The sequence below is a fragment of the Shinella oryzae genome (assembly GCF_023038235.1).
GTDB classification, from domain to species: domain Bacteria; phylum Pseudomonadota; class Alphaproteobacteria; order Rhizobiales; family Rhizobiaceae; genus Shinella; species Shinella sumterensis.
Genome location: NZ_CP081987.1, coordinates 3,182,028 through 3,207,364 on the forward strand (window position 1 = coordinate 3,182,028; position 25,337 = coordinate 3,207,364).

Genomic DNA, 25,337 nt, shown 5'->3' on the forward strand with positions numbered 1-25,337 from the left:
CCCACCTGCATGCGATCGCCCTTCGCCAGCGAACTATAGCCTTCGTCCCGCCGCGTCGTTGCCATCCGGGAGGCGACGCCGGCTTGCGGATGAGGGCTTATGTTTTATAAGTGCAGCGCAGACCCGGAGGAGCCAGATGCCCGTAATCGCAGACCCGCGTGCCTTTCTCGAAAATCTGTTCTCCGTCGCGGTCGCCGCCGCCGATCCCGAGAAGGTTCTGGCTGCCAATCTGCCGGAAAAGCCGAAGGGCCGCACGGTGGTGATCGGCGCCGGCAAGGGCGCCGCGCAGATGGCGCGCGCCTTCGAGCGTCTGTGGGACGCGCCGCTTTCCGGCGTCGTCGTCACGCGCTACGGCTATGCCGTCGCCTGCGAGCGTATCGAGGTCCTCGAGGCCGCCCATCCGGTGCCGGACGAGAGCGGGCTCACCGCCTCGGGCCGGCTGATGGCCGCGGTGCGCGATCTGACCGCCGACGATCTCGTCGTCGCGCTGATCTGCGGCGGCGGCTCGGCACTGCTGCCGGCGCCGGCAGGGGACCTGACGCTGGCCGACGAGATCGCCGTCAACAAGGCGCTGCTCGCGTCGGGCGCGCCGATCAGCGCCATGAACGCCGTGCGCAAGCAGGTCTCGCGCATCAAGGGCGGCCGGCTGGCCGAACTGGCGCATCCCGCCCGCGTCGTCTCGCTCGTCGTGTCGGATATACCGGGCGACAATCCCGCGCTCGTGGCCTCGGGCCCGACCATTGCCGACGAGACCACCCGCGCCGACGCGCTGCGTCTCATCGCACGCTACCGTCTCGACCTGCCGGACATCGTGATGCGCCATATCGAGGCCGGCCGGGACGAGCCGCCGCTGCCGGGCGATGCCTGCTTTGCCCGCAATGATGTGAAGCTGGTCGCATCGGCCGCCGTCTCGCTGGACGCTGCGGCCGAAGCCGCCCGCAAGGCCGGCGTCGAGGCCGTCATCCTGTCCGATGCCATCGAGGGCGAGGCGGCCGAGGTTGGCCGCGTGCATGCCGCCATCGCCGCCGAGGTCGTGCGCCGCGACCGGCCGTTCCGCAAGCCCGTCGTCATCCTGTCGGGCGGCGAGACGACGGTCACGATCAGGGGTAAGGGCAAGGGCGGCCGCAACGGCGAATTCCTGCTCTCCTTCGCCTGCGCCACGGATGGTCTGAAGGGCCTCTTCGCGCTTGCCGCCGATACGGACGGCATCGACGGTTCGGAAGACAATGCCGGCGCCTTCGCCGACGGCACCACCGTCGCGCGGCTTGCCGACAAGGGCAAGGACGCCGCCGAATTCCTGGCGCGCAACGACAGCTGGACGGCCTTCGACGCGCTCGGCGATCTCTTCGTGCCCGGCCCGACCGGCACGAATGTCAACGACTTCCGCGCCATCCTCATCCAGTAGGCAAAACAAAACCCCGCCGGAAGCGGCGGGGTTCAGTCTTGAGATCCGTCGTGAGCGCGGCTCAGTGCGCGCCGGACATGTCGCCGAGCACGTCCTTCGACTTCACGGTGGAATCGGCGTTCAGCACATAGACCATCGGCACGCCGGTCGCGAGGTTGAGCTTGAGGATTTCCTCCTTGCTCAGCTTGTCCAGCACCATCACCAGCGAGCGCAGCGAGTTGCCGTGCGCGGCGACCAGCACCTTCTCGCCGCGCAGCACGCGCGGCAGGATCTCCGTGAGGTAATAGGGCCAGACGCGGGCGCCGGTGTCGCGCAGGCTCTCGCCGCCCGGCGGCGGAACGTCGTAGGAGCGGCGCCAGATATGCACCTGCTCTTCGCCCCACTTGGCGCGGGCATCGTCCTTGTTGAGGCCCGAGAGATCGCCGTAGTCGCGCTCGTTGAGCGCCTGGTCGCGGATCGTCTCGAGGCCCGGCTGGCCGATTTCGTCGAGGATGATCTTCAGTGTCTTCTGGGCGCGCGACAGGTCCGACGTGTAGGCGATGTCGAATTTGATGCCGGTTTCGGCCAACGCCTTGCCGCCCGTCTTGGCTTCCTCGACGCCGAGCGCCGTGAGGTCAGGATCGCGCCAGCCGGTGAAGAGGTTCTTCAGGTTCCACTCGCTCTGGCCGTGGCGAACGAGGACAAGGGTTCCGCTCATAAGGTTGTCTCCCGAGGTTGCGGCACCGTCCCGAAAACGGTGCGAAATGCGTGTTGTCGATGGATCAGCCGAGCCCGAGCACGTCGAGCATCGAATAGAGGCCGGGCTTCCTGTCGCGCGCCCACAGCGCCGCCTGGACCGCGCCGCGTGCGAAGATCGAGCGGTCCGTGGCGCTGTGCGACAGCGTGACCATCTCGCCCTCGCCGGCAAGCAGGACGGAATGTTCGCCGATGACGGAGCCGCCGCGCAGCGTGGCAAAGCCGATCGTGCCGGCAGGGCGCGGGCCGGTATGGCCGTCGCGTACGCGCACCGAATGGTCGGCAAGCGATATGCCACGACCCCTGGCAGCGGCCTGGCCGAGCAGCAGCGCGGTGCCCGAGGGCGCGTCCACCTTGTGCCTGTGGTGCATTTCCAGCACCTCGATATCCCAGTCCTCGGGTCCGAGCGCGCGCGCGGCGGTCTCGGTCAGCACGCCGAGCAGGTTGACGCCGAGGCTCATATTGCCCGACTTGACGATGCGGGCATGGCGCGCGGCGGCCTTGATCTTCTCGTCGTCGGCCGCCGAGCAGCCCGTGGTGCCGACGACATGCACGATGCGGGCCTGCGCGGCTAGGCCGGCGAATTCGACGGTGGCGGCCGGCGCAGTGAAGTCCAGCACGCCTTCGGCTGCGACGAAGGCTTCGAGCGGCTTGTCGGTGACGGTAACGCCGATCGGGCCAAGGCCGGCAAGTTCGCCCGCGTCACGCCCGACGAAGGGCGAGCCCTCGCGCTCGACGGCGGCGAAGAGTTCCGCGCCCTCGATGGCGTGGATGGCGCGGATCAGCGTCTGGCCCATGCGGCCGGCTGCGCCGACGACGACCAGCTTCATTGCGTTGCCGCTCATATCCCGGCTCCCGTATCCTGTGATGTCTGCACGGCGCTCGCCGAGGGCGCCTGAAGGTTGTTGAGGCGAGCGTAGAGCCCGTTTTCACGCGCGGCAAGCGCCGCATGCGTGCCTTCCTCGACGACCTGGCCGGCCTGCATGACGATGATCTTGTCGGCGCGCACGACGGTCGACAGCCGGTGCGCGATGACGACGACGGTGCGCCCGCTCATCGCCTCGTCCAGCGCCTTCTGCACCGCCTGTTCGGATTCCGTGTCGAGCGCGGACGTGGCCTCGTCGAGCAGCAGGATCGGCGCGTTGCGCACGAGCGCGCGGGCAATCGACAGCCGCTGGCGCTGGCCGCCGGAAAGCGTCACGCCGTTTTCGCCGACGGGCGTGTCGTAGCCGAGCGGCTGGGCGAGGATGAAGTCGTGCGCATAGGCATGCCGCGCGGCTTCCTCGATCTCGGCATCGGTGGCGTCCGGCCGGCCGTAGCGGATGTTGTCGCGGATCGTGCCCTCGAACAGGTAGGGCTGCTGGGATACATAGGCGATGGCGTTGCGCAGCGACTGTTTCGTGACATGGGCGATGTCCTGCCCGTCGATCAGGATCTCGCCCGCCGCCGGATCGTAGAAGCGCGGGATGAGGCTGATCACGGTGGACTTGCCGGCGCCCGAAGGGCCGACAAGCGCCGTCGTCCTGCCCCCCTCCGCCGTGAAGGACACGTCTTTCAGGATGGTATCGCTGTCCGTATAGCCGAAGCGCACATTGCGGAAGGTGATCGTCGCGTCGCTGATCGCCAGCGGCTTGGCGTCGGCGCGGTCGGCCTGGCGCGGCTGGATGTCGAGGATCTCGTAGATCATGCGCGCGTTGACCGCGGCGCGTTCGAGCGAGACCTGGAGCCGGGCGAGGCGCCGCGCCGGATCATAGGCCATCAGCAGGGCCGTGACGAAGGAGAAGAACGCGCCCGGCATGACGCCGTCATAGATCGAGCGATAGGCGGCATAGGCGAGAACGCCGGAGATCGCGAAGCCCGCAAAGGTCTCGGTCATCGGCGCGGTGCGCTCGGTCAGCCGCGCGATGCGGTTGGAGCGGCTTTCGGCCTGGCCGATGATGGCCTCCACCTTGTCCTTGAGCTGCGCCTCCATGGTGAAGGCCTTGACGATGGTGATGCCCTGCACCGTCTCCTGCATGGCACCCAGCACGTGGCTGTTGAGTTCCACGGCGTCGCGCGTCGCGCTGCGCAGGCGCTTCGACACATAGCGCAGGCCAAGCAGCAGCGGCGGCGCGACGACGAAGACGAGCAGCGTCAGCAGCCAGTCCTTGGAGATCATCACGCCGATCAGCGCCACAAGCGTCAGCACATCGCGGGCAAGCGACGTCACCGTCATGTTCAGCACATCGCGGATGCCGGTGACGTTCTGGCTGATCTGCGCGGCCAGATAGGCCGAGCGGGATTCGTTGTAATAGCCGACGCTGAGCGCCATCAGGTGAGAATAGAGGCGGCGCTGGTAGCGCGCGACGATATTGTTGCCGATCTTCGAAAGGATGACGGCTTCGAAATAGGTGGCGAAGCCGCGCAGCACGAAGGCCACGAAGATCGCGCCGCAGATGATCATGACGAGGTCGGCGCGCTTATTGGCGAAGGCCTCGTTGACGACCGATTCCATGATCCAGGCGGTGAAGGCCGTGGTGAGCGCCACCACCACGAGGCAGCCGATCGCCATGGCGTAGCCGCGCACGTGGTCACGGCCGTTTTCGGCAATCACACGCTTGAGCACGGTGGCGACGGTGTCGGAACTGATGGATTTGCGCTCGGTTCGACTCTGATCGGCCAATGACTTGCTTCCTGAACGGTCTCGACGGCGGACGGCAAAAACCGCCCTGCTGGCCGCTCTATAGGGGCTCGATCCCCCTTTGGCTACTCTGCCGGGCTGTCCGGCGCGGCGTGGGACGTCACCTTTTCCAGCGGCGTCCCTCGGTTGCAACACCAAAACGGTCCGGCATGCGCGCGAAGGCGGCAAGCCCCGCGAGTGCTGCGACGGGATGGGTGACCACATAGGTCGGAATGGTTCTGAGCAGCGCGCTGTGCGGCGCCTTGTCCTCGAAACCGGCACGGAACTCCGGTCCGCGCAGGGCCGGCAGGATCTTCTGCGAGATGCCGCCGGCGAGGAAGATACCGCCCTTGGCCATGAAGATCATCGCCATGTCGCCGGCCACGCGGCCGAGATAGGTGGAAAACAGCGCGATGGTCTCGATGGCGGCGCGGTCGTCCTGCGCGAGCGCCCGGGCCGAGACGTCGGACGGTTTCTGCAACGGCGCATCCACGCCGTCGGCGGCGCAGACGGCGCGGTAGATATTCATGATGCCGCGGCCGCACAGCAGCTGCTCGGCGGAGATGCGCCCCTCGATGGGCTCCAGGAAGGGCCAGATGTGATAGTCGCGCTCGCTGCGCGGGCCGACATCGATATGGCCGCCTTCGCCCGGCACCGGGATCCAGCTGTGGCGGGCATAGACCAGGCCGGCGACGCCAAGGCCGGTGCCGGGACCGAGAACGGCGCGCGAGGCCGTCTGGCGTTCTGTGCCGGGGCCGATCTTCTCGCGGTTGGCCTCGTCGAGCGAGGCCACGGCCAGCGCCTGCGCCTCGAAATCATTGACCAGCAGCACATCCTCGAAGCCGAGATTGGCGATCATGTCGCGCGGCCTGACAATCCAGGGGCAATTGGTCAGCGGCACCTCGTCGCCTTCGATGGGGCCCGCCAGCGCCAGGATGGCCGCGCGCGGTTGAACCGAGCTCTTGTCGAGGATGCACTGCTGCAGGGCCTGGTCGATATTGGCGAAATCGGCGGTCTGGACGATCGGGAACTGCTTCGGCTCGGCAAAGGCGTCGAGCAGAAGCGAGAAGCGCGCATTGGTGCCGCCGATATCGCCGACGAGGATGGGGAAGGGGAAATTCGCGTCGTAATCGGCCGGCCGTGCCATCGAGCTGTTCCGTTCTGCTGGTGGGGTCCGCTTTTTCGCTATCGTCGCAGAGGGACGCCGTCAACCGGTCGTCGCGGCGGCAAGCAGCTCTTCGGCCGTCGCGCGGTTCAGCGCCATCGGGATGTCGTAGACGATCGCGAGCCGCATCAGCGCCTTCACGTCCACGTCATGCGGCATGGGCGTCAGCGGATCGACGAAGAAGATGAGCAGGTCGACCTCGCCGGTGGCAATGAGGGCGCCGATCTGCTGGTCGCCGCCGAGCGGGCCGCTCTTGAGCCGCGTCACGTCCAGCCCGGGGCAGGCCTCCAGCACCCGTCCGCCCGTCGTGCCGGTGGCGACGATCCGCGCCTGCGACAGCATCTTTTCGTGCCGCGCCGCAAAGGCCGCCATGTCGTCCTTTTTCTCGTCATGCGCGATGAGCGCGATGCATTTCTGGCGAGACATGGACGTTTCTCCGGGATCGGCGGGGAAATTTAAATCGATTTGATCGCCTTATACAAAAGCGGCGGGACGTTGAAAAGCCCCGCGCTGGGCCCTTGCCTCGATGTCCTTTAGTGGAACGGCCGCGGGATCGGGATCGGCACGATGGCCGGCAGGGTTGTATCGGCGTTGATGATGGCCTCCACCGCCCCGCCCGTGCTCTGGTCGCCGCCCGAAAAGGCGAGCGCCGTGGCCGCGCTGCCGCCGCGATAGGTCACTTCCTGCTCGGAAGCGGGCGACGCGCCGGCGAGAACGGTGCTGCAGGCCTTCGGCAGGTCCGACAGCATGACATAGCGCGGCTTGACCGGCTTTGCGCCGGGGTTCGGCTTCGCCTTGGCCCACGGTTCCTTGGTGAACCACCAGGCAAGCGACGCGTCGCAGCCGTCGCCGGGCGGCACCTTGGCCTGCGGCTTGCAGCCCGGCGCGCCCTCCGGGCACTTGATGCGGATGTGGAAATGCTCGTCGTGGCCGTAGATCGGCCGCACCTTGCCGAGCAGCGCGCGGTCGCCCTGCCAGGTCTCGCAGAGCTTCTTCTTGATCGCCGGATTGACGAAGACGCGGTCGACCTGCGGATAGCTCGCCGCCTTCATGACGAGGCGAGCATGCGTCGAGGTCCAGCGCTTCGAATCGACCGTCAGGAACTTGCTCTTGTCGAGCATGGAGGTGAAGGGCAGCTTCTCGCGCTCCTCGGCCGACAGCCGGTGGTCGGGCATCGGCGTGAACCAGATGTCGGCATCGAGGCCGACCTGGTGCGAGGCGTGGCCCGACAGCATCGGTCCGCCGCGCGGCTGCGAGATATCGCCGAGCAAGAGGCCCGGCCAGCCGAGCTGCTGGGCGTCCTGCGAGAACTGCTCCAGAAGCGCGATCATGTTGGGATGGCCCCAGCGCCGGTTGCGCGAAAGCCGCATCGCCTGCCAGCCCGGCCCATCCGTGGGAATGGCCACCGCGCCGGCAATGCAGCCCTTGGCGTAGGAGCCGTAGGGCGCCGTCACCATCTTGGCCGGCAGGCGCTTGGCGCCGAACAGCTCCTTGGCGGGGCGTTCCTCCGCGGAAAGCGGCGAGGCGAGCGCGGCCAGCGTCATGCCGGCGGCGATCAGGCAGGTGGTCAGTCGGGCAAGCATGGGCACGGGTCCGTCTCGATGCGTCATCGTTGCGAAAGGCTAAAGGATCATCCTTTCGCAGAAGTGAATCGTCGCGCCGGATAGGGATGGCAAAAATCGCCGCTTTCATGGCAGGCCTGTCATTTGCCCGGATTTTGCCTATTCTCTGCGGCAAGCTTCGGCAAACATCATGAAAGGGTAGACGCATGAAGGTAGCCTTCGGGAGAACATTGGTCACGGCGGCGCTGGCTCTGGCGCTCGCGGCCTCGGCCGGCACGGCACAGGATGCGGCAAGTCCCGTCTGGCGCACCGGCATCTCCACGATCGGCGACCTGAAGCACCCCGACGGGTTCGAGCGCTTCGACTATGTCAATCCGGATGCGCCGAAGGGCGGCGAGCTGAAGCTCTCCGAAACCGGGACCTTCGACACGTTCAACCCGATCCTCTCAAAAGGCGAGGCGGCGACCGGCGTTACGTCGCTCGTCTTCGACACGCTCCTGAAATCCGCCGAGGACGAGATCACGGCCTCCTACGGCCTGCTCGCCGAGGGCGTCTCCTATCCCGACGACTTCTCCAGCGCGACCTTCCGGCTGCGCGCGGAAGCGAAGTGGGCGGACGGCCAGCCGGTGACGCCGGAGGACGTGATCTTCTCCTTCGACAAGTCGAAGGAGCACAATCCGCTTCTCGCCAACTACTACCGCCATGTCGTTTCGGCGGAAAAGACCGGCGAGCGCGACGTGACCTTCCGCTTCGACGAGAAGAACAACCGCGAACTGCCCAATATTCTCGGCCAGTTCCCCGTCGTGCCGAAGCACTGGTGGGAAGGCACGGACGCCAAGGGCAACAAGCGCGATATCGGCCGCACCACGCTGGAGCCGGTCATGGGCTCGGGTCCCTACAAGATCGCGTCGTTCCAGGCCGGCGGCTCGATCCGCTTCGAACTGCGCGACGACTATTGGGGCAAGGACCTCAACGTGAATGTCGGCCAGAACAATTTCCGCGTCATCAGCTACACGTTCTTCGGCGACAAGAACGTGGAATTCGAGGCCTTCCGCGCCGGCAATGTCTCGTTCTATCAGGACAACAGCGCCAGTCACTGGGCGACCGCCTATGACTTCCCGGCCGCGAAGGATGGCCGCGTCGTGCGCGAGGAGATCGAAAACCCGCTGCGGGCGGCCGGCATCATGCAGGCCTTCGTGCCGAACATGCGCCGCGACAAGTTCAAGGACCAGCGGGTGCGCGAAGCGCTGAACTACGCCTTCGACTTCGAGGATCTCAACCGCAGCCTCGCCTACAACGCCTATCAGCGCGTCGACAGCTATTTCTGGGGCACCGAGCTTGCCGCCTCCGGCCTGCCCGAGGGACGCGAGAAGGAAATCCTGGAAGAGCTGAAGGACAAGGTGCCGGCGTCCGTCTTCACCACGCCCTATACCAATCCCGTCAACGGCGAGCCGAAGAAGGTCCGCGAAAACCTGCTCAAGGCGCTCTCGCTCCTGAAGGAGGCGGGCTACGAACTCAAGGGCAACAGTCTCGTCGATACGAAGACCGGCAAGCCCTTCGCCTTCGAGATCCTGCTGCCCAGCGCCTCCTTCGAGCGCACGGTCTCGCCCTTCGTCAACAGCCTGAAGAAGATCGGCATCGCCGCCACCATGCGCACGGTCGATGCCTCGCAATACACCAACCGCGTGCGCAGCTTCGACTATGACATGATCTACGGCATCTGGGCGCAGTCGCTGGTTCCCGGCAACGAGCAGAGCGACTACTGGGGCTCGGCCTCCGTCGACAAGGAAGGCTCGAAGAACTATGCCGGCATCGCCGATCCCGCCATCGACGAGCTCATCCGCAAGATCGTCTTCGCGCCGAACCGCGAGGAACTCATCGCGACGACGCACGCGCTCGACCGGGTGCTGCTGGCGCACGATTATGTGATCCCGCTGTTCTATTCCAAGGCACAGCGCATCGCTTACTGGAACAGCCTCGCCCGACCGCAGGAGCTGCCCTATTACAGCCTCGGCTTCCCGGGCGTCTGGTGGTCGAAAGACGCGGCGAACTGAGGCGGGGGTTGCGCCGGCCCGCCGGCTGGGCTCCATATAGCGATGACGAATCACCGCCTTGACGGCGGCGGAAGAACGGAAGGATCGGGCTTGAGCGGCTTGACATCGACGCGGTGCATTCCGGAGGGTGATCGCTGATGGGCGCCTATATCCTGCGCCGCATCCTGCTGATGATTCCGACGATCTTCGGCATCATGGCCATTTCCTTCGCGATCGTGCAGTTCGCCCCCGGCGGACCGGTCGAGCAGGTCATTTCCGACCTGACCAGCCAGGGCGGCGGCGACCGGCTTTCGGGCGGCGGCAGCATGGTGCAGGAAGTCGGCCAGGACAGCGCCTATCGCGGCGCCCGCGGGCTCGATCCCGAATTCATCGCCAAGCTCGAAAAGCAGTTCGGCTTCGATAAGCCGCCGCTCGAGCGCTTCTTCACGATGATGTGGGATTATATCCGCTTCGATTTCGGCGAGAGCTTCTTCCGCAACACCTCCGTGATCGACCTCATCGCGCAGAAGATGCCGGTCTCGATCTCGCTCGGCGTCTGGATCCTCATCTTTTCCTATGCCATCTCCATTCCGCTCGGCATCAAGAAGGCGGTCAAGGACGGGTCGACCTTCGACGTCTGGACATCCGGCGTCGTCGTCGTCGGCTATGCGGTGCCGAGCTTCCTGTTCGGCATCCTGCTGATCGTGGTCTTCGCCGGCAATTCGTTCTTCAACTGGTTCCCGCTGCGCGGCATCGTCTCCGACAATTTCGACAGCCTGACCTGGTGGCAGAAGCCGCTCGACTACATGTGGCACATGACGCTGCCGCTGATCACGCTGCTGCTCTCGGCCTTCGCCACGACCACGCTGCTCACCAAGAATTCGTTCATCGACGAGATCAAGAAGCAGTATGTCACCACGGCGCGCGCCAAGGGCCTGACCGAACGGCAGGTGCTGTACGGCCACGTCTTCCGCAACGCCATGCTGATCATCATCGCCGGCTTCCCGGGCGCCTTCATCTCGGCCTTCTTCACGGGTTCGCTGCTCATCGAATACATCTTCTCGCTCGATGGCCTCGGCCGGCTGGGCTACGATTCTATCGTGCGGCGCGACTATCCCATCGTCTTCGCTACGCTCTTCATCTTCTCCCTCATGGGCCTCGTCGTCAGCCTCATCTCCGATCTCATCTACACCTGGGTCGATCCGCGCATCGATTTCGACCGGAGGGACGTGTGATGAGCGCCGTTGCCGACACGCCGCCCGTCGCGCCGCCGCGCAAGGGCCTTCTGAGCCCCACGAACCTGCGCCGCTGGGAGAATTTCAAGGCGAACCGCCGCGGCTACTGGTCGCTCTGGATCTTCCTCGTCATCTTCGTTTTGAGCCTGTGCGCCGAGCTGATCGCCAACGACCGGCCGATCATCGCCTCCTACAAGGGCGAGATCCTGTTTCCGGTCGTGGTCGACTATCCGGAAGAAAAGTTCGGCGGCTTTCTCGCGACGACCGATTACCGTTCCGATTTCATCGCCGAGGAGATCGAGGCCAATGGCTGGATGATCTGGCCGCCGATCCGCTATTCCTACGGCACCACCAATTCGAACATCCCGCATTCCGCGCCGACCGCGCCGTTCTGGCTGATGTCGAAGGAGGAGCGTTGCGCCGGTTATCCCGGCGGCGCGGCGGACCCGAACTGCAACCTCAGCAATCTCAACTGGCTGGGCACCGACGACCAGGCGCGCGACGTGCTCGCCCGTGTCATCTACGGTTTCCGCATTTCCGTGCTGTTCGGTCTCGCCCTGACGATCTGCTCGGCCGTGGTCGGCGTTACCGCCGGTGCCGTGCAGGGCTATTTCGGCGGCTGGACGGATCTTCTGATGCAGCGCTTCATCGAGATATGGTCCTCGATGCCGGTGCTTTACATCCTGCTCATCATCGCGTCCATCCTGCCGCCCGGCTTCTGGATCCTGCTCGGCATCATGCTGCTGTTCTCCTGGGTCGGTTTCGTCGGCGTGGTGCGCGCGGAATTCCTGCGCGCGCGCAATTTCGAATATGTGCGGGCGGCCCGCGCGCTGGGTGTGGGCAATGCCACGATCATGTACCGGCACCTCCTGCCCAATGCGATGGTCGCCACGCTCACCTTCCTGCCCTTCATCCTGTCCGGCTCGATCACCACGCTGACCTCGCTCGATTTCCTCGGCTTCGGCATGCCGCCGGGGTCGCCGTCGCTGGGCGAACTGATCGCGCAGGGCAAGGAGAACCTCCAGGCGCCGTGGCTCGGCCTCACCGCCTTCGTCGTCATGTCCCTCATGCTGTCGCTGCTGATCTTCGTCGGCGAAGCGACGCGTGATGCCTTCGATCCGAGGAAGACCTTCCGGTGAGCGCTCCCGAAACCATCCTGTCCGTCCGCGATCTGTCGGTCGCCTTCCACCAGGGCGGCAACACGACGCTCGCCGTCGATCGCGTCTCCTTCGACATCCGGCGCGGCGAGGTCGTGGCGCTGGTCGGCGAATCCGGCTCCGGCAAGTCGGTGACGGCCAATTCCGTGCTGCGCCTGCTGCCCTATCCCGCCGCCAGCCACCCTTCGGGCGAGATCCTGTTCAAGGGCCAGGACCTGCTGAAGGCATCGGATGCCGCGCTGCGCGATGTGCGCGGCAACGACATCACCATGATCTTCCAGGAGCCGATGACCTCGCTCAACCCGCTGCACTCCATCGAGCGGCAGATCGGCGAGATCCTCAAGTTGCACCAGGATATCGAGGGCACGGCCGCGCGCACGAAAATCCTGGAACTGCTGAACCAGGTCGGCATCCGCGAGCCGGAAAAGCGGCTTGCCGCCTATCCGCACGAGCTTTCGGGTGGCCAGCGCCAGCGCGTGATGATCGCCATGGCGCTTGCCAACCGGCCGGAACTGCTGATCGCCGACGAGCCCACGACGGCGCTCGACGTGACCGTGCAGGCGCAGATCCTCGAGCTTCTGAAGAACCTCAAGGAAGAGCACGGCATGTCCATGCTCTTCATCACCCACGACCTCGGCATCGTGCGCAAGTTCGCCGATCGGGTCTGCGTGATGACAAAGGGCAGGATCGTCGAGACGGGCCCGGTGGAGGAGATCTTCACCAATCCGCAGCATCCCTATACGCGCCATCTGCTCGCCTCCGAGCCGAAGGGCGCGCCGCGCCCGGCCGACGACAGCCAGCCCGTCATCATGCAGGCCGAGGACGTCAAGGTGTGGTTCCCGATCAAGGCGGGCTTCCTGCGCCGCGTGGTCGACAACGTGAAGGCGGTCGATGGCATCGACCTGACCTTGCGGGCCGGCCATACGCTCGGCGTCGTCGGCGAATCCGGCTCCGGCAAGACGACGCTCGGCCTCGCGCTGACGCGGCTCATCGCCTCGAAGGGCCGCATCGCCTTTGTCGGGCAGGACATTGCCGGCCACTCCTTCGCCGAGATGCGGCCGCTGCGCCGGCGCATGCAGATCGTCTTCCAGGATCCCTTCGGCTCGCTGTCGCCGCGCATGTCGGTCGCCGATATCGTCGCCGAGGGCCTGAAGATCCACGAGCCCTCGCTGTCGGAAGGCGAGCGCGACCGGCGCGTCGCGGCAGCCCTTGAGGAAACCGGCCTCGATCCGGCCACGCGTTGGCGTTATCCGCACGAATTCTCTGGCGGCCAGCGGCAGCGCATCGCGATTGCCCGCGCCATGGTGCTGAAGCCGGAATTCGTCATGCTCGACGAGCCGACCTCCGCGCTCGACATGAGCGTGCAGGCGCAGGTGGTGGAACTGCTGCGCGACCTGCAGGCAAAGCACAATCTCGCCTATCTCTTCATCAGCCACGATCTCAAGGTCGTGCGGGCGCTCGCCAACGACATCATCGTCATGCGCAGCGGCCGCGTGGTGGAGAAGGGTCCGGCGAAGGACATCATCGAGCGGCCGACGGAAGCCTATACCAAGGCCCTCATGGCCGCCGCCTTCAACCTCGAGGCCATCCGCAGCGAGGCAATCAGCCAATAGCAGGCATAAAGCAGGACACAGCATGCACACGAAAAGCCCTGTCATCATCGATCTGAAATTCGATCAGGAGCAGGTCGCAGCCGCGCTCAAAGGGGCCTTTCCCGACCGCGAGGTCATCAACCTCCTGCATCCGGCCAGCCGCAAGCGCGATCTTTCGGGTGTCGAGTACGCCGTGGTCTGGCGGCCGGGCGCCGATCTTTTCGAGCGTGCGAAGGATCTCAAGGTCGTGTTTTCCGGCGGTGCCGGCGTCGACCATGTGCTGAACCTGCCCGGCCTGCCGGATGTGCCGCTGGTGCGTTTCGTCGACGAGACGCTGACGACGCGCATGAGCGAATGGGTCGTCATGCAATGCCTCCTGCACCTGCGCCAGCATGCTGCCTACGAGGCGCTGCGGCGCGAGCGCGTCTGGCGCGAGCTCGACCAGCCGGAGGCGAGCGACATGACCGTCGGCATCATGGGTTTCGGTGTGCTGGGGCAGGATGCGGCGCGCAAGCTGAAGACGCTCGGCTTCAACGTCATCGGTTGGTCGAAGAGCGGCCGTGCGGTCAAGGGGTTCGAGGTCTTCGACGAGGCCGGGCTCAACGCTTTCCTGGCGAAAACCGACATCCTCGTCGGCCTCCTGCCGCTGACGCCGGATACGAAGGGCATCTTCAACACCGGCCTGTTTACCCGGCTTTCCCGCAAGGGGCCGTTCGGCGCGCCCGTCTTCATCAATGCGGGGCGGGGCGGCAGCCAGGTCGAGGCCGATATTGTCGCTTCCATCAATGACGGCACGCTGCATGGCGCCTCGCTCGATGTCTTCGAGCAGGAGCCGCTGCCGCTCGAAAGCCCGTTCTGGGCGATGGACAAGGTGTTCCTGACGCCGCATGCGGCGGCAGCCTCGGATGTCGGCGCGCTGTTCGACCACGTCGCCATCCAGATCGCACGCTACGAGAGCGGCAAGCCGCTGGAACATCTGGTCGACCGCAGCGCGGGCTATTGAACGGCAGATGCCGTCAGGGCCGGCGGTAGCCCGTCGGCTGCTGGTAGAGCCAGCCGATCCGCTCGATGGCCGCATCCAGCCCCTCGCGCGCCACGCTCATCGTGTGGCCGTTGGCATGCAGGATGGTCTTGTCGTCCTCCATGATGGCGACATGGCCCTTCCAGAACACGAGATCGCCGCGTTGCAGGTCTGCGCGGTCGATGGGGCTGCCGAGGCCGGCGGCCTGCATGTCGGAATCGCGCGGCGCCGTGCGGCCCACCATCATCATGGAAAGCTGCACCAGGGCCGAGCAGTCGAGCCCGAAGCCGGAGCGCCCGCCCCACAGATAGGGCGTTTCGAGAAAGCGCGCGGCGACGCCGACATAGTCGTTGCCGGCGGTGGCGCCGATGTCGAGGCAATGGCCCGCCACGACGGATTGCCCGCCCTCCAGCGTGAGATAGCGTGTACCGCGCGTCTCGCTCTCGCCGACAACCGTTAGCCCGCTTCCGATGGAGAGCGCGAATGCGGCGGGCGTGCGCAGGTCCGCGCCCGTATAGGCGAAGGTGCGCGGGACGGCGACGCGATGGGTCGCCGTCCCGCCGCCCGCATCCAGCGCCGTCTCCGCGACGTAACCGACATAATCGTCGAAATCCGATTTCACCCAGGCCCAGCCGTCCGCCCGGTCGAAAACGCGCACCGTCTCGCCGAACAGCACTTCGGTATCGATCCCTGCGGCAAGGTCCGGGCGCGGTCGTAGCGCCGCGACGGGCGCGCAAATGCGCGCCGGCGTGCCGGTGACATAGCGTTCGGCGGGCACATTGCCGCGCAGCGCCTCCTCCGCAAGGTCGGGGCGATAGGCGTTGAGGCGGCGGTCGGGCAGGGTGGTCATGGCAGTCTCACAGCGGCTGTGTGCGTCCCTTGGCGATGATGAGGTCGCCCAGGCGCTCGAGATAGAGCGCACCATCCACGGTGCGCTTGATGATGACGTTGCGCCGGTCCCGCTCGTCGCGGACCCGCGTGACGAGGCCGAGCTCGCCCATCGTATCGAGTGCGCGGGTGATGACCGGCTTCGTGACGCCGAGCTTGGCTGCCAGCCCCCGCACGGTATGCGGCGGCGGGACGAGGTAGATTTCGAGCAGGATGGCGAGCTGGCGCAGCGTCAGGTCGCGCCCGTCCTCCTGTACCTGCTGCAGCGTCACGGCATGCCAGAGGCCGAGCGCCTGCGATGGGGTCAGATCTACCGGCAAGGGGCCTCCGGGGCGAATGCAATTTCGTTACGCTACCGTATCGTTCGCGCCGTGACAATCGCCTGCCGGTCGCCGCCTCAGCCCGCGAGGCGGCGCATGTGGTGGTAGAGCGCACGGATCGCCTGCGCCTCGCCGCCGATGGGCGAATGCGGGCGCTCGCTCTGCGCCCAGGCGAAGATGTCGAAATGCGCCCAGTGGCGGTTGCGCGTCACGAAGCGCTTGAGGAACAGGGCGGCTGTGATGGCGCCCGCCATGCCGCCGGCCGGCGCATTGGTGAGGTCGGCGATGCGCGCCGACACGTCCTTGTCGTAGCCCATATAGAGCGGCATGCGCCACATCGGATCGTCGACCGAAAGGCTCGCCTCGGCAAGGTCGTGGGCGAGATCGTCGTCGTCGGTGAAGAAGGGCGGCAGGTCCGGCCCGAGCGCAACGCGGGCCGCTCCCGTCAGCGTCGCCATGTCGATGATGAGATCGGCCTCTTCCTCGTCCGCATAGGCAAGCGCATCGGCGAGGATCAGCCGGCCTTCGGCGTCGGTATTGTCGATCTGCACGGTCAGGCCCTTGCGGCTCCTGTAGATATCGCCGGGGCGGAAGGCATTGCCGGAAATGGAGTTTTCCACGACAGGCACCAGAACGCGCAGGTCCACCTTCAGCTTGGCGTCCATGATCATCAGGGCAAGGCCCATCACATTGGCCGCGCCGCCCATGTCCTTCTTCATCAGCAGCATCGAGGAGGCGGGCTTGATGTCGAGGCCGCCGGTATCGAAGCACACGCCCTTGCCCACCAGCGTCACACGCTTGTGGCCCTTCTTGCCCCAGCGCAGTTCCAGCAGGCGCGGCGCCTGTTCGGAAGCGCGGCCGACCGTGTGGACGAGCGGGAAGTTCTCCTTCAGGAGGTCGTCGCCGGCGATGACGGAGACCTTGGCCTTGTAATGCGCGCCGAGCGCCCGGAACACGTCTTCCAGCGCATCCGGCCCCATGTCGTTGGTCGGCGTGTTGATGAGGTCGCGCGCCAGGAAGACGCCGGCGAGCTGGCGCTTGATATCGGCACCGTCGGCATCGGCGGGAATGAGCAGCGTCGGCGCGTCGGCAGCGGACGCCTTGTAGCGCTCGAAGCGATAGCTGCCGAGCCCGTAGCCGAGCGCAAGCCGGTTGGCGGTCAGCGGCGCGGTCTCGATATGCCAGTCGCCCGCGGGCAACGTGCGGGCGAGCTTGCCGGTGAGATAGGGCGCGTCGGAGGGGTTCTTGCCCAGGCCGAACAGTGCGCCGCCGAGATGACCGTCCGCCGTCGGCACCATCAGCAGCCCGCCGGATTCCGCCTTGAAACCGGCCTTCTTCGCCCAGTCCAGCGCAACCGGATCGATGGTCCCCGTCTCGATATGCGCGGGCGTGATCGCGAAGATCGGCAGCGTCTTTCCGTTCTTCGTGTTGAAGGGGGAGGGCCGGTCGATGAACTGGAAGGGGGCCATGGCGGAACCTTTGGAAGAGCCTTGAGAATCGCTGCAATTAACACTCTGTTAGGGTTAACAGATTATTGCTGGAGCGGAGATTGCGGCGTGATTCCTTAACCGCCGCGACATGGGGAAACCGCTTCGGGGACTGATCATGGCTGTATGCCGCCTGCCTTCGTCACTTCGACCGGCGCTTTTGACGGGCGCGGCACTCCTGGTCATCGGCGTCGGGCTGGCAGGCTGCGCCGGCAAGAGCAACCTGACCACCGGCTCCGTCCGTCCGTCCTCTTCCGCCAGCGGCACGATGAACACGACGGACCTGCGCGGCGCCGTCGACAGCATCGGCCGGGCCTACGAGAAGAACCCGCGGGATGCGGCGACCGGCATCAACTATGCCAGTGCGCTGCGCATGAACGGCCGCAATGCGCAGGCGCTCGCCGTCATGCAGCAGGTCGCCATCAGCAATCCGAACAACCGCGAGGTCCTCGCCGCCTACGGCAAGGCGCAGGCCGCCGCCGGGCAGCTGGAGCAGGCGCTGAACACCATTCTGCGCGCCCAGACGCCTGACAGACCGGACTGGCGGCTGAAATCGGCCGAAGGCGCGATCCTCGATCAGCTCGGCCGCTCGAACGAGGCACGCCAGCGCTATCGCGAAGCCCTCGATATCCAGCCCGACGAGCCCTCGGTGCTCTCCAATCTCGGCATGTCCTATCTTCTGGCGAAGGACCTGAAAACGGCGGAAACCTATATGCGCGCTGCCGCCAGGCAGCCGGGCGCCGACAGCAGCGTGCGGCAGAACCTCGCGCTCACCGTCGGCCTGCAGGGCCGCTTCCAGGAAGCGGAAACCATCGCAAGGCAGGAGCTGACCTCGGGGCAGGCGGAAGCCAACGTCGCCTATCTGCGCTCCATGCTGGCCCAGCAGAACGCCTGGAAGACGCTCGCCGCCAACGACGCCGGCAACACCAATTAAACCACCGTCCCTCCCAGGACCAAACGAAGAAGCCCCGGCCGATCGTCTCGCCGGGGCTTCTTTCTTTTGTCTTCGAGCGGTCAGAAGCGGTCGGAGACCTGGATGCCGGCCGGGCCGAGAATGACGGCCACCAGCACCGGCAGGAAGAACAGGATCATCGGCACGGTCAGTTTCGGCGGCAGGGCGGCGGCCTTCTTTTCCGCCTCGTTCATGCGCTGGTCGCGGCATTCCTGCGCGAGGACGCGTAGCGCCTGGGCGAGCGGCGTGCCGTAGCGCTCGGCCTGGATGAGCGCCTGCGTCACGGATTTCACGGTGTCGAGGCCGATGCGCGTGCCAAGGTTCTCATAGGCCTGGCGGCGTTCCTGAAGAAAGGAAAGCTCCGCGGTGGTCAGCACGAGTTCCTCGGCCAGTTCCGGCGAGGCCATGGCGATCTCGTCGGCCACGCGCTTGAAGGCGACCTCGATCGAGATGCCCGATTCCACGCAGATCAGCATCAGGTCGAGCGCATCCGGCCAGGCGCGGCGGATCGACTGCTGGCGCTTCGAGACCTTGTTGGAAATGAAGATGTTGGGCGCGTAGAAGCCGAGATAGGCGATGCCCAGCGTCGCCAGGATGCGAACCGAGAACGGCTTGTCGCCGAGAAAGCCGAGATAGAAGATGTAGAAGGCCGCGACCGCGAGGAACAGGAAGGGCAGGGTGAAGCGGGCGAAGAGGAAGATGTTGAGCGCGTTCTGCGAACGATAGCCGGCCTGCCGCAAGCGGTTCATCGTGTTGGCGTCGACAAGGGCCTCGCGCAGGTTCAGCCGCTCCACCACGTTGCGCACGGATGTGTTGTGCTGCGCCCTGAGCGACGCCTTGTTCTGCACCGTTTCGGCCGAGAGCCGCGCCCGCTCGCGCGCCCGCATCTGCTCGCGTTCCAGCGCGACGCTCTTCATGCGCTTGTCGAGATCGCCCCGTTCGAAATAGGGCATCGCCAGCGTGTAGAACGTGGCGAGCACGGCGATCACCACGGAGGCGGGCAGCAGAACCGCGGGATCGGTGAGCATGGCGATCATGATCTCAGTTCCTAGATGTCGAAGTTGATCATGTTGCGCATCACGAGAATGCCGATGGACATCCAGACGCCCGATATGCCGAGAATGAGATGGCCGCGCGGGTCCTGGAACAGCACCATGATGTATTCCGGCGATGTCAGGTAGACGAGCAGCGTCACGATGAAGGGCAGCGCCCCGATGATCGCCGCCGACGCCTTGGCTTCCATCGACAGCGCGCCGACCTTGGCGCGCATCTTGCGCCGCTCACGCAGCACGCGCGACAGGTTACCCAGCGCTTCGGAGAGATTGCCGCCGGCCTGGCTCTGGATGGCGATGACGATGGCGAAGAAATTGACTTCCTGAAGCGGAATGCTCGTGAACATGCGCGCGCAGGCATCCGGGACGCTGAGGCCGACCTGCTGGCTTTCGACGATCTTGCGGAACTCGGTCCGGACCGGCTCTTGCCCCTCGGCTGCGATCAGCCGCAGCGCATCCGTCAGCGGCAGGCCGGACTTGATGGAGCGCACCATCACGTCGAGCGCGTTGGGAAACTCCTCGAGGAACTTGTTCTGCCGGCGCTTGACGAGAAAGCCGACGAACCAGCGCGGAAGGCCGGCCCCGGCGATGAAGGCGATGCCGAGCGCGACCAGCGGCCCCATGCCGCCGATGAGCGCGACGATGAAGGCGAAGACGCCGAAGATCGCGCTGAACACGTAGAACCTGGTCTCGGTGATCGAAAGGCCCGCCTGGGAAAGCTTGGCCTTCAGCGTCGCGGCGACGCGCTTGGACTGCTCCTGCTGCTTCTTTTCGAGGTCCTTCAGCGAATCCTGCACCGAGCGGCGGCGTTTGGAGAGCTCCTGCACGCGGTCGCGCGCCGCCTTGGCCCGCGACTGGTCCGTCTCGGCCGACTGGACGCGGCGCATGCGGCTTTCGGTCTTCTTCTCCGTTTCGATGCGCGAGAAAAGCAGGCCATAGGCGAGGCCGGCGGTGGAGAGCGCCGCCAGCGCGAAGATCGCCACGATGGTGATATCCATTCCGAACATCGCGTCTACCCGCCCCTTACGGCTTCTCCATCGCATCCAGCGTTGCCGCCAGGCGCTTGTCCTCGTTGAAGTAGCGGGCCCGATCCCAGAAATGCGGCTTGCCGATGCCGGTGCCGGTGTGCTTGCCGATGAGCCGCCCGTTGGCGTCCTCGCCCTGGATCTCGAAGCGCATCAGGTCCTGGGTCACGATGACGTCACCTTCCATGCCCACCACTTCGGTGATGTGGGTGATGCGGCGCGAGCCGTCGCGCAGGCGCGAGGCCTGGATGATGACGTCGATGGAGCCGGCGATGATTTCGCGCACCGTCTTGGCGGGCAGGGTATAGCCGCCCATGGCGATCATCGATTCCATACGCGAAAGGCATTCGCGCGGCGTGTTGGCGTGGATCGTGCCCATCGAGCCGTCATGGCCGGTGTTCATCGCCTGCAGGAGGTCGAAGACCTCCGGTCCGCGCACTTCGCCGACGATGATGCGTTCGGGACGCATGCGCAGGCAGTTCTTGATGAGGTCGCGCATGGTGATCTCGCCCTCGCCCTCGATGTTCGGCGGGCGGGTTTCCAGACGCACGACATGCGGCTGCTGCAGCTGGAGTTCGGCCGAGTCCTCGCAGGTGATGACGCGCTCGTCGCGGTCGATATAGTTCGTCAGGCAGTTGAGCAGCGTCGTCTTGCCCGAGCCCGTACCGCCGGAAATGACGAGGTTGCAGCGCACGCGACCGATGATCTGGAGCAGCGTCGCCCCCTCGGGCGTGATCGAGCCGAAGCGGACGAGCTGGTCGAGCGTCAGCTTGTCCTTCTTGAATTTACGGATGGTGAGCGCGGTGCCGTCGATGGCGAGCGGCGGGGCAATCACGTTGACGCGCGAGCCGTCGGGAAGGCGCGCGTCGCAGATCGGGCTCGATTCGTCGACGCGGCGGCCGACCTGGCTGACAATGCGCTGGCAGATGGAGAGGAGCTGGGCATTGTCGCGGAAGCGGATTTCCGATTCCTGCACCTTGCCGGCCACTTCGATATAGGTTTTGCCGGCGCCGTTGACCATGATGTCGGCGATGTCGTCGCGCGCCAGAAGCGGCTCCAGCGGGCCGTAGCCGAGAACGTCGTTGCAGATGTCGTCGAGCAGTTCTTCCTGCTCGGAAATCGACATCGCGAAGTTCTTGATCGTGATGATGTCGTTGACGATGTCGCGGATTTCCTCGCGCGCGCTCTCGGTGTCGAGCTTGGCAAGCTGCGACAGGTCGATCGTGTCGATCAGCGCGGAGAAGACCTGGCTTTTCGTATCGTAATAGTCCTCGGTGCGCGGCGTGCGGCGGCGCACCGCCGCGGCGGGCGCGGGGCTGGGTGCGGCGTGCGGCACCGGCTCCGCGACGGGTTGCGCGACAGCGGCGGCGGCCGGCCGTTCCGCCGTCACGGTCGCGCCGGAGGCGATGCCGGCATGGGCCGTCTGGCCCGCCGTGCCGCTCTTGCCGAAGCCTTCATTTCCGCGTTTGCCGAACATTCCACTCATCCAGTCTGTTGCATCGCCCGTCCGGGCTTACTTGCGGCCGAGGAGACCCAGCATCTTGCCGATCCCGGCCTTCTTGGGTTTCTTCACCGTCGCGCGCCCGGTCACGAGGTGGGCGATCTGCGAGAAGGTTTCCGCCGTCGGCGACTTTCGATCCATTTCCGCAATCATGCGTCCGCTGTTGGAGGCCGCGCCGAAGAGCTGGGCATCGAACGGGATGATGGCCACGGGCTCCACGCCAAGCGGCTCGCAGAAGTCGGACGGCGAGATTTCCGGCCGTTTCGGCAGACCGACCTGGTTGAGGATCAGGTGCGGCGGCTTGTCGTTGGGCCTCAGCTTCTTCAGCGCGTCGAGCATGTTCTTGGCGTTGCGAAGGTTGGCGAGATCGGGAACGGCGGTAATCACCAGCTCGTCCACTTCCGAAAGCAGCGTGCGCGTCCATTCCGACCAGGCATGCGGCACGTCGAGCACGGTGATCGGCGCGCTGCGCTGGAGCACTTCGAGGATCGGCTGGAACGAACCGCGCTCCAGATCGTATCCGCGGTCGAGCATGGAGGGCGCGGCCAGCAGGGAGAGATGCTGCGAGCACTTGGCGAGCAGGCGATCCAGGAAGACTTCGTCGAGGCGGTCGGGCGCATAGATCGCCTCGGAGATGCCCTGCGGCGGATCCTGGTCGAAGTCGATATTGGCGGTGCCGTAGGGCAGGTCGAGATCCGCCAGGATGACTTCGGTCTGGAAGAGGTTCGAAATGTCGAAGGCGCAATTGTGCGCGATCGTCGAGGAGCCGCATCCGCCCTTGGCGCCGATGAAGGCGAGGCTGCGGCCGAGCGGCTCGGCATCGGGATCGACGAAGATCGCCGACATGGCGGCCAGCACGTCGGTCATGCCGACAGGCCCCACCATGTATTCGGAGATGCCGTTGCGGATCAGCTCGCGGTAAAGCGGGATATCGTTGTAGCGGCCGATGATGACGACCTTGGTGCTGGGATCGCAGACTTCGGCGAGCGGCGCCAGCTCCTCCATGATATCGCCGGGCTGCGCGGAGGTCTCCAGGATCAGCAGGTTCGGCGTCGGCGCGGAGGCGAACATGTTGGCCGCCGCCGCGATGCTGGCGCTCGATATCTTCAGGCTCACCTTGGCCAGGCGCCGGTCCTGGGCGCAGCGTTCCATGGTGCGCAGCATCGCCTCGCTCTCGCAGAAGGCGTGCACGGAGATGCGCGGCAGCGGGCGCATGGCTTCCAGCTCCGCCGGACGGACCGCGTCGTCCGCCTCCTCCGCGGCATCGTTCTTGAAAGTGTAGTCGACCGTGCTCATGGCGTTACCTGGCTTGGAGACGCAAGCGGCGTCAGTTCATATCTTGCAGTTCGGTGTAGGAATCACGATATCGCTGCATGGCGTTGCCGCGCTGGGTCGCATCCGCAGGCGTCATGCGGCGCGGGCCGAGCAGGTCGTTCGGATCGGCGATCTGGGCCGCGAGGTTGTTCTGCTGGGCGCAACCGAAGTTGTGATAGTTCTTGTTTCCGTAGGTGTTAATCAAGAGATCCTCCGGCCACTGGCCACAGGCCGGCGTCGAGGCCGTGATGGCGAAGTAGCTCAGCCGGATCGGCGCGGCCTCCGCCGGGTCGGCGGCGGCATAGCTCTCGATGATCACCTTGCTTGCCGGAATGCCCTGCCGCGCGACGACCTTGCGGATGTGCCGGCTTGTCACGGCGGTGGCCGCGTCATTGCGCGCGCCGTGCGGCACGATGATGCGGAACGTGCCCGACGTGCTGGACTTGTAGCCATCGGCGAAACCGGCGATCACCTCGGCCTGGCCGCGCGTCAACTGGCTGGCGCCGGTCGCGATCGGGATATCGATGACCTTTTCCTGCTCGCCGACGACGATCGGGTGGCGCGTGCGGTAGTCGTCCGGCAGCGAGCCGGTCGTCGTGGCGTCCCGGTTGGCGCAGCCGGAGGCGACCGCGACCAGCGCCGCCATCGCAAACAGGGTGACGGCGCGTCCGGCGTTGGGACGCGCGGTGCGGTTCGTGGAGTGCATTTCGTTTGCCATCGGCTGGGCCCGTCCCTTTTTCACGTCGCACCCGTTCATTTGTAGATGAAGCCAACGCTGCCTTCGTAGCGCTGGGCGGGCAGGTTGCTCTTCCTGCCGTAGATCTGGTTGACCTGGCCGAGGAAGACGCTTGCCGCGTCATTGGCCGGGTTGAAGTTGTCATCCGGCCGCGCCAGCGCGTTGCGGTTCACCGGCTTGACGAGATAGGGCGTCGCGATGATCACCAGCTCGGTCTCGTTGCGCTCGATGGATTTCTGACGGAACAGCGCGCCGAAGATCGGAACCTTGGAAGCCACAGGCGTGCCGTTCATGCTCTGCTGCACGTCGTCGCGGATCAGGCCGGCGAGCGCGATGGAACCGCCCGAGGGCAATTCGACGACGGTTTCGGCATCGCGGCGGCGGTATTCGGCACCGCTCGCGCCCGCAACCGGTTCGGAAACCTTGGTCTGGATGCGCAGGCTGATGCGTCCCGAAGACAGGACCGTCGGCGTGAAGCCGAGCGAAATGCCATACTGATAGGTCGTCGTCGTGTATCCGCCGTTGCCGTCGGAGACCGCGTAAAGGCGCTCACCACCCGAATTGAATGTTGCGGCCTGTCCGGAGATGGCCGTCAGCGTCGGCTCGGCCAGCGTGCGGATCGCCTTGGCCTGCTCCAGCGCGTTCACGACGGACTCGATGCCGAGCTTTCCGACATTGCCGGCGACCGTTCCGCTCAAGCCGCTCGCCGCCGTATTGAAGGAGAGAACGTCGAGATTGGAGCCGGACGCGCCGGCGATCCGGCTGAACGTGTTGTCGAAGCCGAGCTGCTTGAGAACCTCGCGGCGGATTTCCGCCACGGTGACTTTCAGCGTCACCTGGTCCTCGCCCTGGACCTGGAGCATGTTGACGACCTGCGAAGCCTGGCGGCCTTCGCCGAAGATCGCGGCATCGCCGTTGTTGCCCTGCGACACGACCGTTCGCGTCGTCGCCTCACCGCCCTTGAGGAAGATCTGCGCGAGGTTGACGGCCTGCGTGGCATCCTGCGGCGTGCGCACGCTGCCGCTCAGGACGATATTGTCCGAGATGATCTCGACCTGGATGTCGGAATCCGGGATGAAGCGTCGAAGGTTCGCCTGAAGGCTGGAGACATCGCGCTCGACATTGAGGTCGATGCTGACGATTTCCTCGCCGCCGGGTCCGAAGACGAAGATGTTGGTCTGGCCGACTTCCTTGCCGAAGAGATAGATGCGGCGCGACGTGCGCGTCACGGCATCCGCCTTCACCGGGTCGGCGACGAGAATGTCATGCGCGTCGGAAGGCAGGTCGATGACGACCGCCTTGTTGAGGCCGAGACTGATCGTCTTGCGCGCGCCCGGGCCGGCATTCTGGATGCGGATGATCGACGCGCTGGCCGCCTCGGCCGTGGCGATGACCTGCCCCGTCAGCAGGGCGGCAGGCAGGCCCGAAAAGGCCAGGCAGAATGTCAGTCCGCCGGCGACAGAAGCCCGAAAAGTCTTTGAGAGTGCGAACACGGGTC

The 25,337-nt window shown here is 65.8% G+C and carries 22 protein-coding genes; 7 read left to right on the forward strand and 15 right to left on the reverse strand.

Annotated features, from left to right (window positions below; translation table 11 throughout):
- The first annotated feature begins 136 nt into the window (after positions 1–136).
- Positions 137–1,405, forward strand: coding sequence for a glycerate kinase type-2 family protein (locus K6301_RS15450; protein WP_247218199.1), 1,269 nt, complete (start codon positions 137–139; stop codon positions 1,403–1,405).
- A 61-nt stretch (positions 1,406–1,466) separates the two neighbouring features.
- Here the strand turns inward: K6301_RS15450 and K6301_RS15455 are convergent, their stop codons facing one another.
- The 6 genes from K6301_RS15455 to mepA form a co-directional block, all read right to left on the reverse strand.
- Complete coding sequence (locus K6301_RS15455; RefSeq protein ID WP_134650484.1) at positions 1,467–2,102, reverse strand: 2,3-bisphosphoglycerate-dependent phosphoglycerate mutase; 636 nt, start codon at positions 2,100–2,102, stop codon at positions 1,467–1,469.
- Between the two features lie 64 nt (positions 2,103–2,166).
- Entirely contained in the window at positions 2,167–2,985 is an 819-nt protein-coding gene (gene dapB, locus K6301_RS15460) for a 4-hydroxy-tetrahydrodipicolinate reductase (protein ID WP_247218201.1), read from the reverse strand.
- A complete protein-coding gene (locus K6301_RS15465; protein WP_247218202.1) occupies positions 2,982–4,802 on the reverse strand; it encodes an ABC transporter ATP-binding protein in 1,821 nt (606 codons plus the stop codon). Before K6301_RS15465 ends, dapB begins: the two co-directional genes overlap by 4 nt.
- Before the next feature lie 118 nt (positions 4,803–4,920).
- Positions 4,921–5,946, reverse strand: a complete 1,026-nt coding sequence (locus tag K6301_RS15470) for a glucokinase (RefSeq protein WP_247218204.1) — start codon at positions 5,944–5,946, stop codon at positions 4,921–4,923.
- A 60-nt stretch (positions 5,947–6,006) separates the two neighbouring features.
- Positions 6,007–6,390 (reverse strand): methylglyoxal synthase, encoded by a 384-nt coding sequence (locus K6301_RS15475; protein ID WP_134650480.1) that lies wholly within the window; start codon positions 6,388–6,390, stop codon positions 6,007–6,009.
- A 107-nt stretch (positions 6,391–6,497) separates the two neighbouring features.
- Entirely contained in the window at positions 6,498–7,508 is a 1,011-nt protein-coding gene (gene mepA / locus K6301_RS15480; protein ID WP_247220635.1) for a penicillin-insensitive murein endopeptidase, read from the reverse strand.
- 224 nt (positions 7,509–7,732) lie between these two features.
- Here mepA and K6301_RS15485 point away from each other — a divergent pair, with 224 nt between their 5' ends.
- From K6301_RS15485 to K6301_RS15505, 5 genes are all read left to right on the forward strand, one after another.
- On the forward strand, positions 7,733–9,580 hold the full coding sequence (locus K6301_RS15485; RefSeq protein WP_247218206.1) for an extracellular solute-binding protein: 1,848 nt from the start codon (positions 7,733–7,735) through the stop codon (positions 9,578–9,580).
- 137 nt (positions 9,581–9,717) lie between these two features.
- Complete coding sequence (locus K6301_RS15490) at positions 9,718–10,794, forward strand: microcin C ABC transporter permease YejB (RefSeq protein ID WP_160872732.1); 1,077 nt, start codon at positions 9,718–9,720, stop codon at positions 10,792–10,794.
- A complete protein-coding gene (locus tag K6301_RS15495) occupies positions 10,794–11,933 on the forward strand; it encodes an ABC transporter permease (protein ID WP_134650476.1) in 1,140 nt (379 codons plus the stop codon). The genes K6301_RS15490 and K6301_RS15495 overlap by 1 nt, the downstream gene beginning before the upstream one ends.
- Positions 11,930–13,564 carry an ABC transporter ATP-binding protein gene (locus tag K6301_RS15500; RefSeq protein WP_247218208.1) on the forward strand — a complete coding sequence of 545 codons (1,635 nt, stop codon included), beginning with the start codon at positions 11,930–11,932 and terminating at the stop codon, positions 13,562–13,564. Before K6301_RS15495 ends, K6301_RS15500 begins: the two co-directional genes overlap by 4 nt.
- 22 nt (positions 13,565–13,586) lie before the next feature.
- Positions 13,587–14,546: a 2-hydroxyacid dehydrogenase gene (locus tag K6301_RS15505; RefSeq protein WP_247218210.1), complete on the forward strand. Its 960-nt coding sequence runs from the start codon at positions 13,587–13,589 to the stop codon at positions 14,544–14,546.
- 13 nt (positions 14,547–14,559) lie between these two features.
- Here K6301_RS15505 and K6301_RS15510 read toward each other — a convergent pair whose 3' ends face one another.
- The 3 genes from K6301_RS15510 to K6301_RS15520 form a co-directional block, all read right to left on the reverse strand.
- A complete protein-coding gene (locus K6301_RS15510) occupies positions 14,560–15,414 on the reverse strand; it encodes a C40 family peptidase (protein WP_247218212.1) in 855 nt (284 codons plus the stop codon).
- Positions 15,415–15,421: 7 nt separating this feature from the next.
- Positions 15,422–15,772 (reverse strand): MarR family transcriptional regulator, encoded by a 351-nt coding sequence (locus K6301_RS15515; RefSeq protein WP_241599394.1) that lies wholly within the window; start codon positions 15,770–15,772, stop codon positions 15,422–15,424.
- A 77-nt stretch (positions 15,773–15,849) separates the two neighbouring features.
- Positions 15,850–17,241, reverse strand: a complete 1,392-nt coding sequence (locus K6301_RS15520) for a leucyl aminopeptidase family protein (protein WP_247218215.1) — start codon at positions 17,239–17,241, stop codon at positions 15,850–15,852.
- Between the two features lie 136 nt (positions 17,242–17,377).
- Here K6301_RS15520 and K6301_RS15525 point away from each other — a divergent pair, with 136 nt between their 5' ends.
- Complete coding sequence (locus K6301_RS15525; RefSeq protein ID WP_247218217.1) at positions 17,378–18,193, forward strand: tetratricopeptide repeat protein; 816 nt, start codon at positions 17,378–17,380, stop codon at positions 18,191–18,193.
- An 80-nt stretch (positions 18,194–18,273) separates the two neighbouring features.
- Here K6301_RS15525 and K6301_RS15530 read toward each other — a convergent pair whose 3' ends face one another.
- Genes K6301_RS15530 through K6301_RS15555 form a run of 6 tightly spaced genes read right to left on the reverse strand, consistent with a single transcriptional unit; the run spans position 18,274 to position 25,332 of the window.
- Positions 18,274–19,248, reverse strand: coding sequence for a type II secretion system F family protein (locus K6301_RS15530; RefSeq protein WP_247218219.1), 975 nt, complete (start codon positions 19,246–19,248; stop codon positions 18,274–18,276).
- Positions 19,249–19,259: 11 nt separating this feature from the next.
- Positions 19,260–20,270, reverse strand: coding sequence for a type II secretion system F family protein (locus K6301_RS15535; RefSeq protein WP_247218221.1), 1,011 nt, complete (start codon positions 20,268–20,270; stop codon positions 19,260–19,262).
- A 16-nt stretch (positions 20,271–20,286) separates the two neighbouring features.
- Positions 20,287–21,765: a TadA family conjugal transfer-associated ATPase gene (locus tag K6301_RS15540; RefSeq protein ID WP_247218223.1), complete on the reverse strand. Its 1,479-nt coding sequence runs from the start codon at positions 21,763–21,765 to the stop codon at positions 20,287–20,289.
- A gap of 36 nt (positions 21,766–21,801) precedes the next feature.
- A complete protein-coding gene (locus K6301_RS15545; protein ID WP_247218224.1) occupies positions 21,802–23,085 on the reverse strand; it encodes a CpaE/TadZ family protein in 1,284 nt (427 codons plus the stop codon).
- Between the two features lie 31 nt (positions 23,086–23,116).
- Positions 23,117–23,821: a CpaD family pilus assembly protein gene (locus K6301_RS15550; protein WP_247218226.1), complete on the reverse strand. Its 705-nt coding sequence runs from the start codon at positions 23,819–23,821 to the stop codon at positions 23,117–23,119.
- 35 nt (positions 23,822–23,856) lie between these two features.
- Positions 23,857–25,332, reverse strand: a complete 1,476-nt coding sequence (locus K6301_RS15555; protein WP_425475352.1) for a type II and III secretion system protein family protein — start codon at positions 25,330–25,332, stop codon at positions 23,857–23,859.
- Positions 25,333–25,337: the final 5 nt, after the last annotated feature.

Excerpts from the sequence above, each read along its gene's own strand:
- K6301_RS15510 (WP_247218212.1), bottom strand. The coding sequence starts at position 15,414 with ATGACCACCCTGCCCGACCGCCGCCTCAACGCCTATCGCCCCGACCTT.
- K6301_RS15550 (WP_247218226.1), bottom strand. The coding sequence starts at position 23,821 with ATGGCAAACGAAATGCACTCCACGAACCGCACCGCGCGTCCCAACGCC.
- K6301_RS15505 (WP_247218210.1), top strand. The coding sequence starts at position 13,587 with ATGCACACGAAAAGCCCTGTCATCATCGATCTGAAATTCGATCAGGAG.
- K6301_RS15490 (WP_160872732.1), top strand. The coding sequence starts at position 9,718 with ATGGGCGCCTATATCCTGCGCCGCATCCTGCTGATGATTCCGACGATC.
- K6301_RS15530 (WP_247218219.1), bottom strand. The coding sequence starts at position 19,248 with ATGATCGCCATGCTCACCGATCCCGCGGTTCTGCTGCCCGCCTCCGTG.
- K6301_RS15470 (WP_247218204.1), bottom strand. The coding sequence starts at position 5,946 with ATGGCACGGCCGGCCGATTACGACGCGAATTTCCCCTTCCCCATCCTC.
- K6301_RS15525 (WP_247218217.1), top strand. The coding sequence starts at position 17,378 with ATGGCTGTATGCCGCCTGCCTTCGTCACTTCGACCGGCGCTTTTGACG.
- K6301_RS15520 (WP_247218215.1), bottom strand. The coding sequence starts at position 17,241 with ATGGCCCCCTTCCAGTTCATCGACCGGCCCTCCCCCTTCAACACGAAG.
- K6301_RS15540 (WP_247218223.1), bottom strand. The coding sequence starts at position 21,765 with ATGTTCGGCAAACGCGGAAATGAAGGCTTCGGCAAGAGCGGCACGGCG.
- dapB (WP_247218201.1), bottom strand. The coding sequence starts at position 2,985 with ATGAGCGGCAACGCAATGAAGCTGGTCGTCGTCGGCGCAGCCGGCCGC.
- K6301_RS15455 (WP_134650484.1), bottom strand. The coding sequence starts at position 2,102 with ATGAGCGGAACCCTTGTCCTCGTTCGCCACGGCCAGAGCGAGTGGAAC.
- K6301_RS15485 (WP_247218206.1), top strand. The coding sequence starts at position 7,733 with ATGAAGGTAGCCTTCGGGAGAACATTGGTCACGGCGGCGCTGGCTCTG.
- K6301_RS15495 (WP_134650476.1), top strand. The coding sequence starts at position 10,794 with ATGAGCGCCGTTGCCGACACGCCGCCCGTCGCGCCGCCGCGCAAGGGC.
- mepA (WP_247220635.1), bottom strand. The coding sequence starts at position 7,508 with ATGACGCTGGCCGCGCTCGCCTCGCCGCTTTCCGCGGAGGAACGCCCC.
- K6301_RS15535 (WP_247218221.1), bottom strand. The coding sequence starts at position 20,270 with ATGTTCGGAATGGATATCACCATCGTGGCGATCTTCGCGCTGGCGGCG.
- K6301_RS15545 (WP_247218224.1), bottom strand. The coding sequence starts at position 23,085 with ATGAGCACGGTCGACTACACTTTCAAGAACGATGCCGCGGAGGAGGCG.
- K6301_RS15450 (WP_247218199.1), top strand. The coding sequence starts at position 137 with ATGCCCGTAATCGCAGACCCGCGTGCCTTTCTCGAAAATCTGTTCTCC.
- K6301_RS15475 (WP_134650480.1), bottom strand. The coding sequence starts at position 6,390 with ATGTCTCGCCAGAAATGCATCGCGCTCATCGCGCATGACGAGAAAAAG.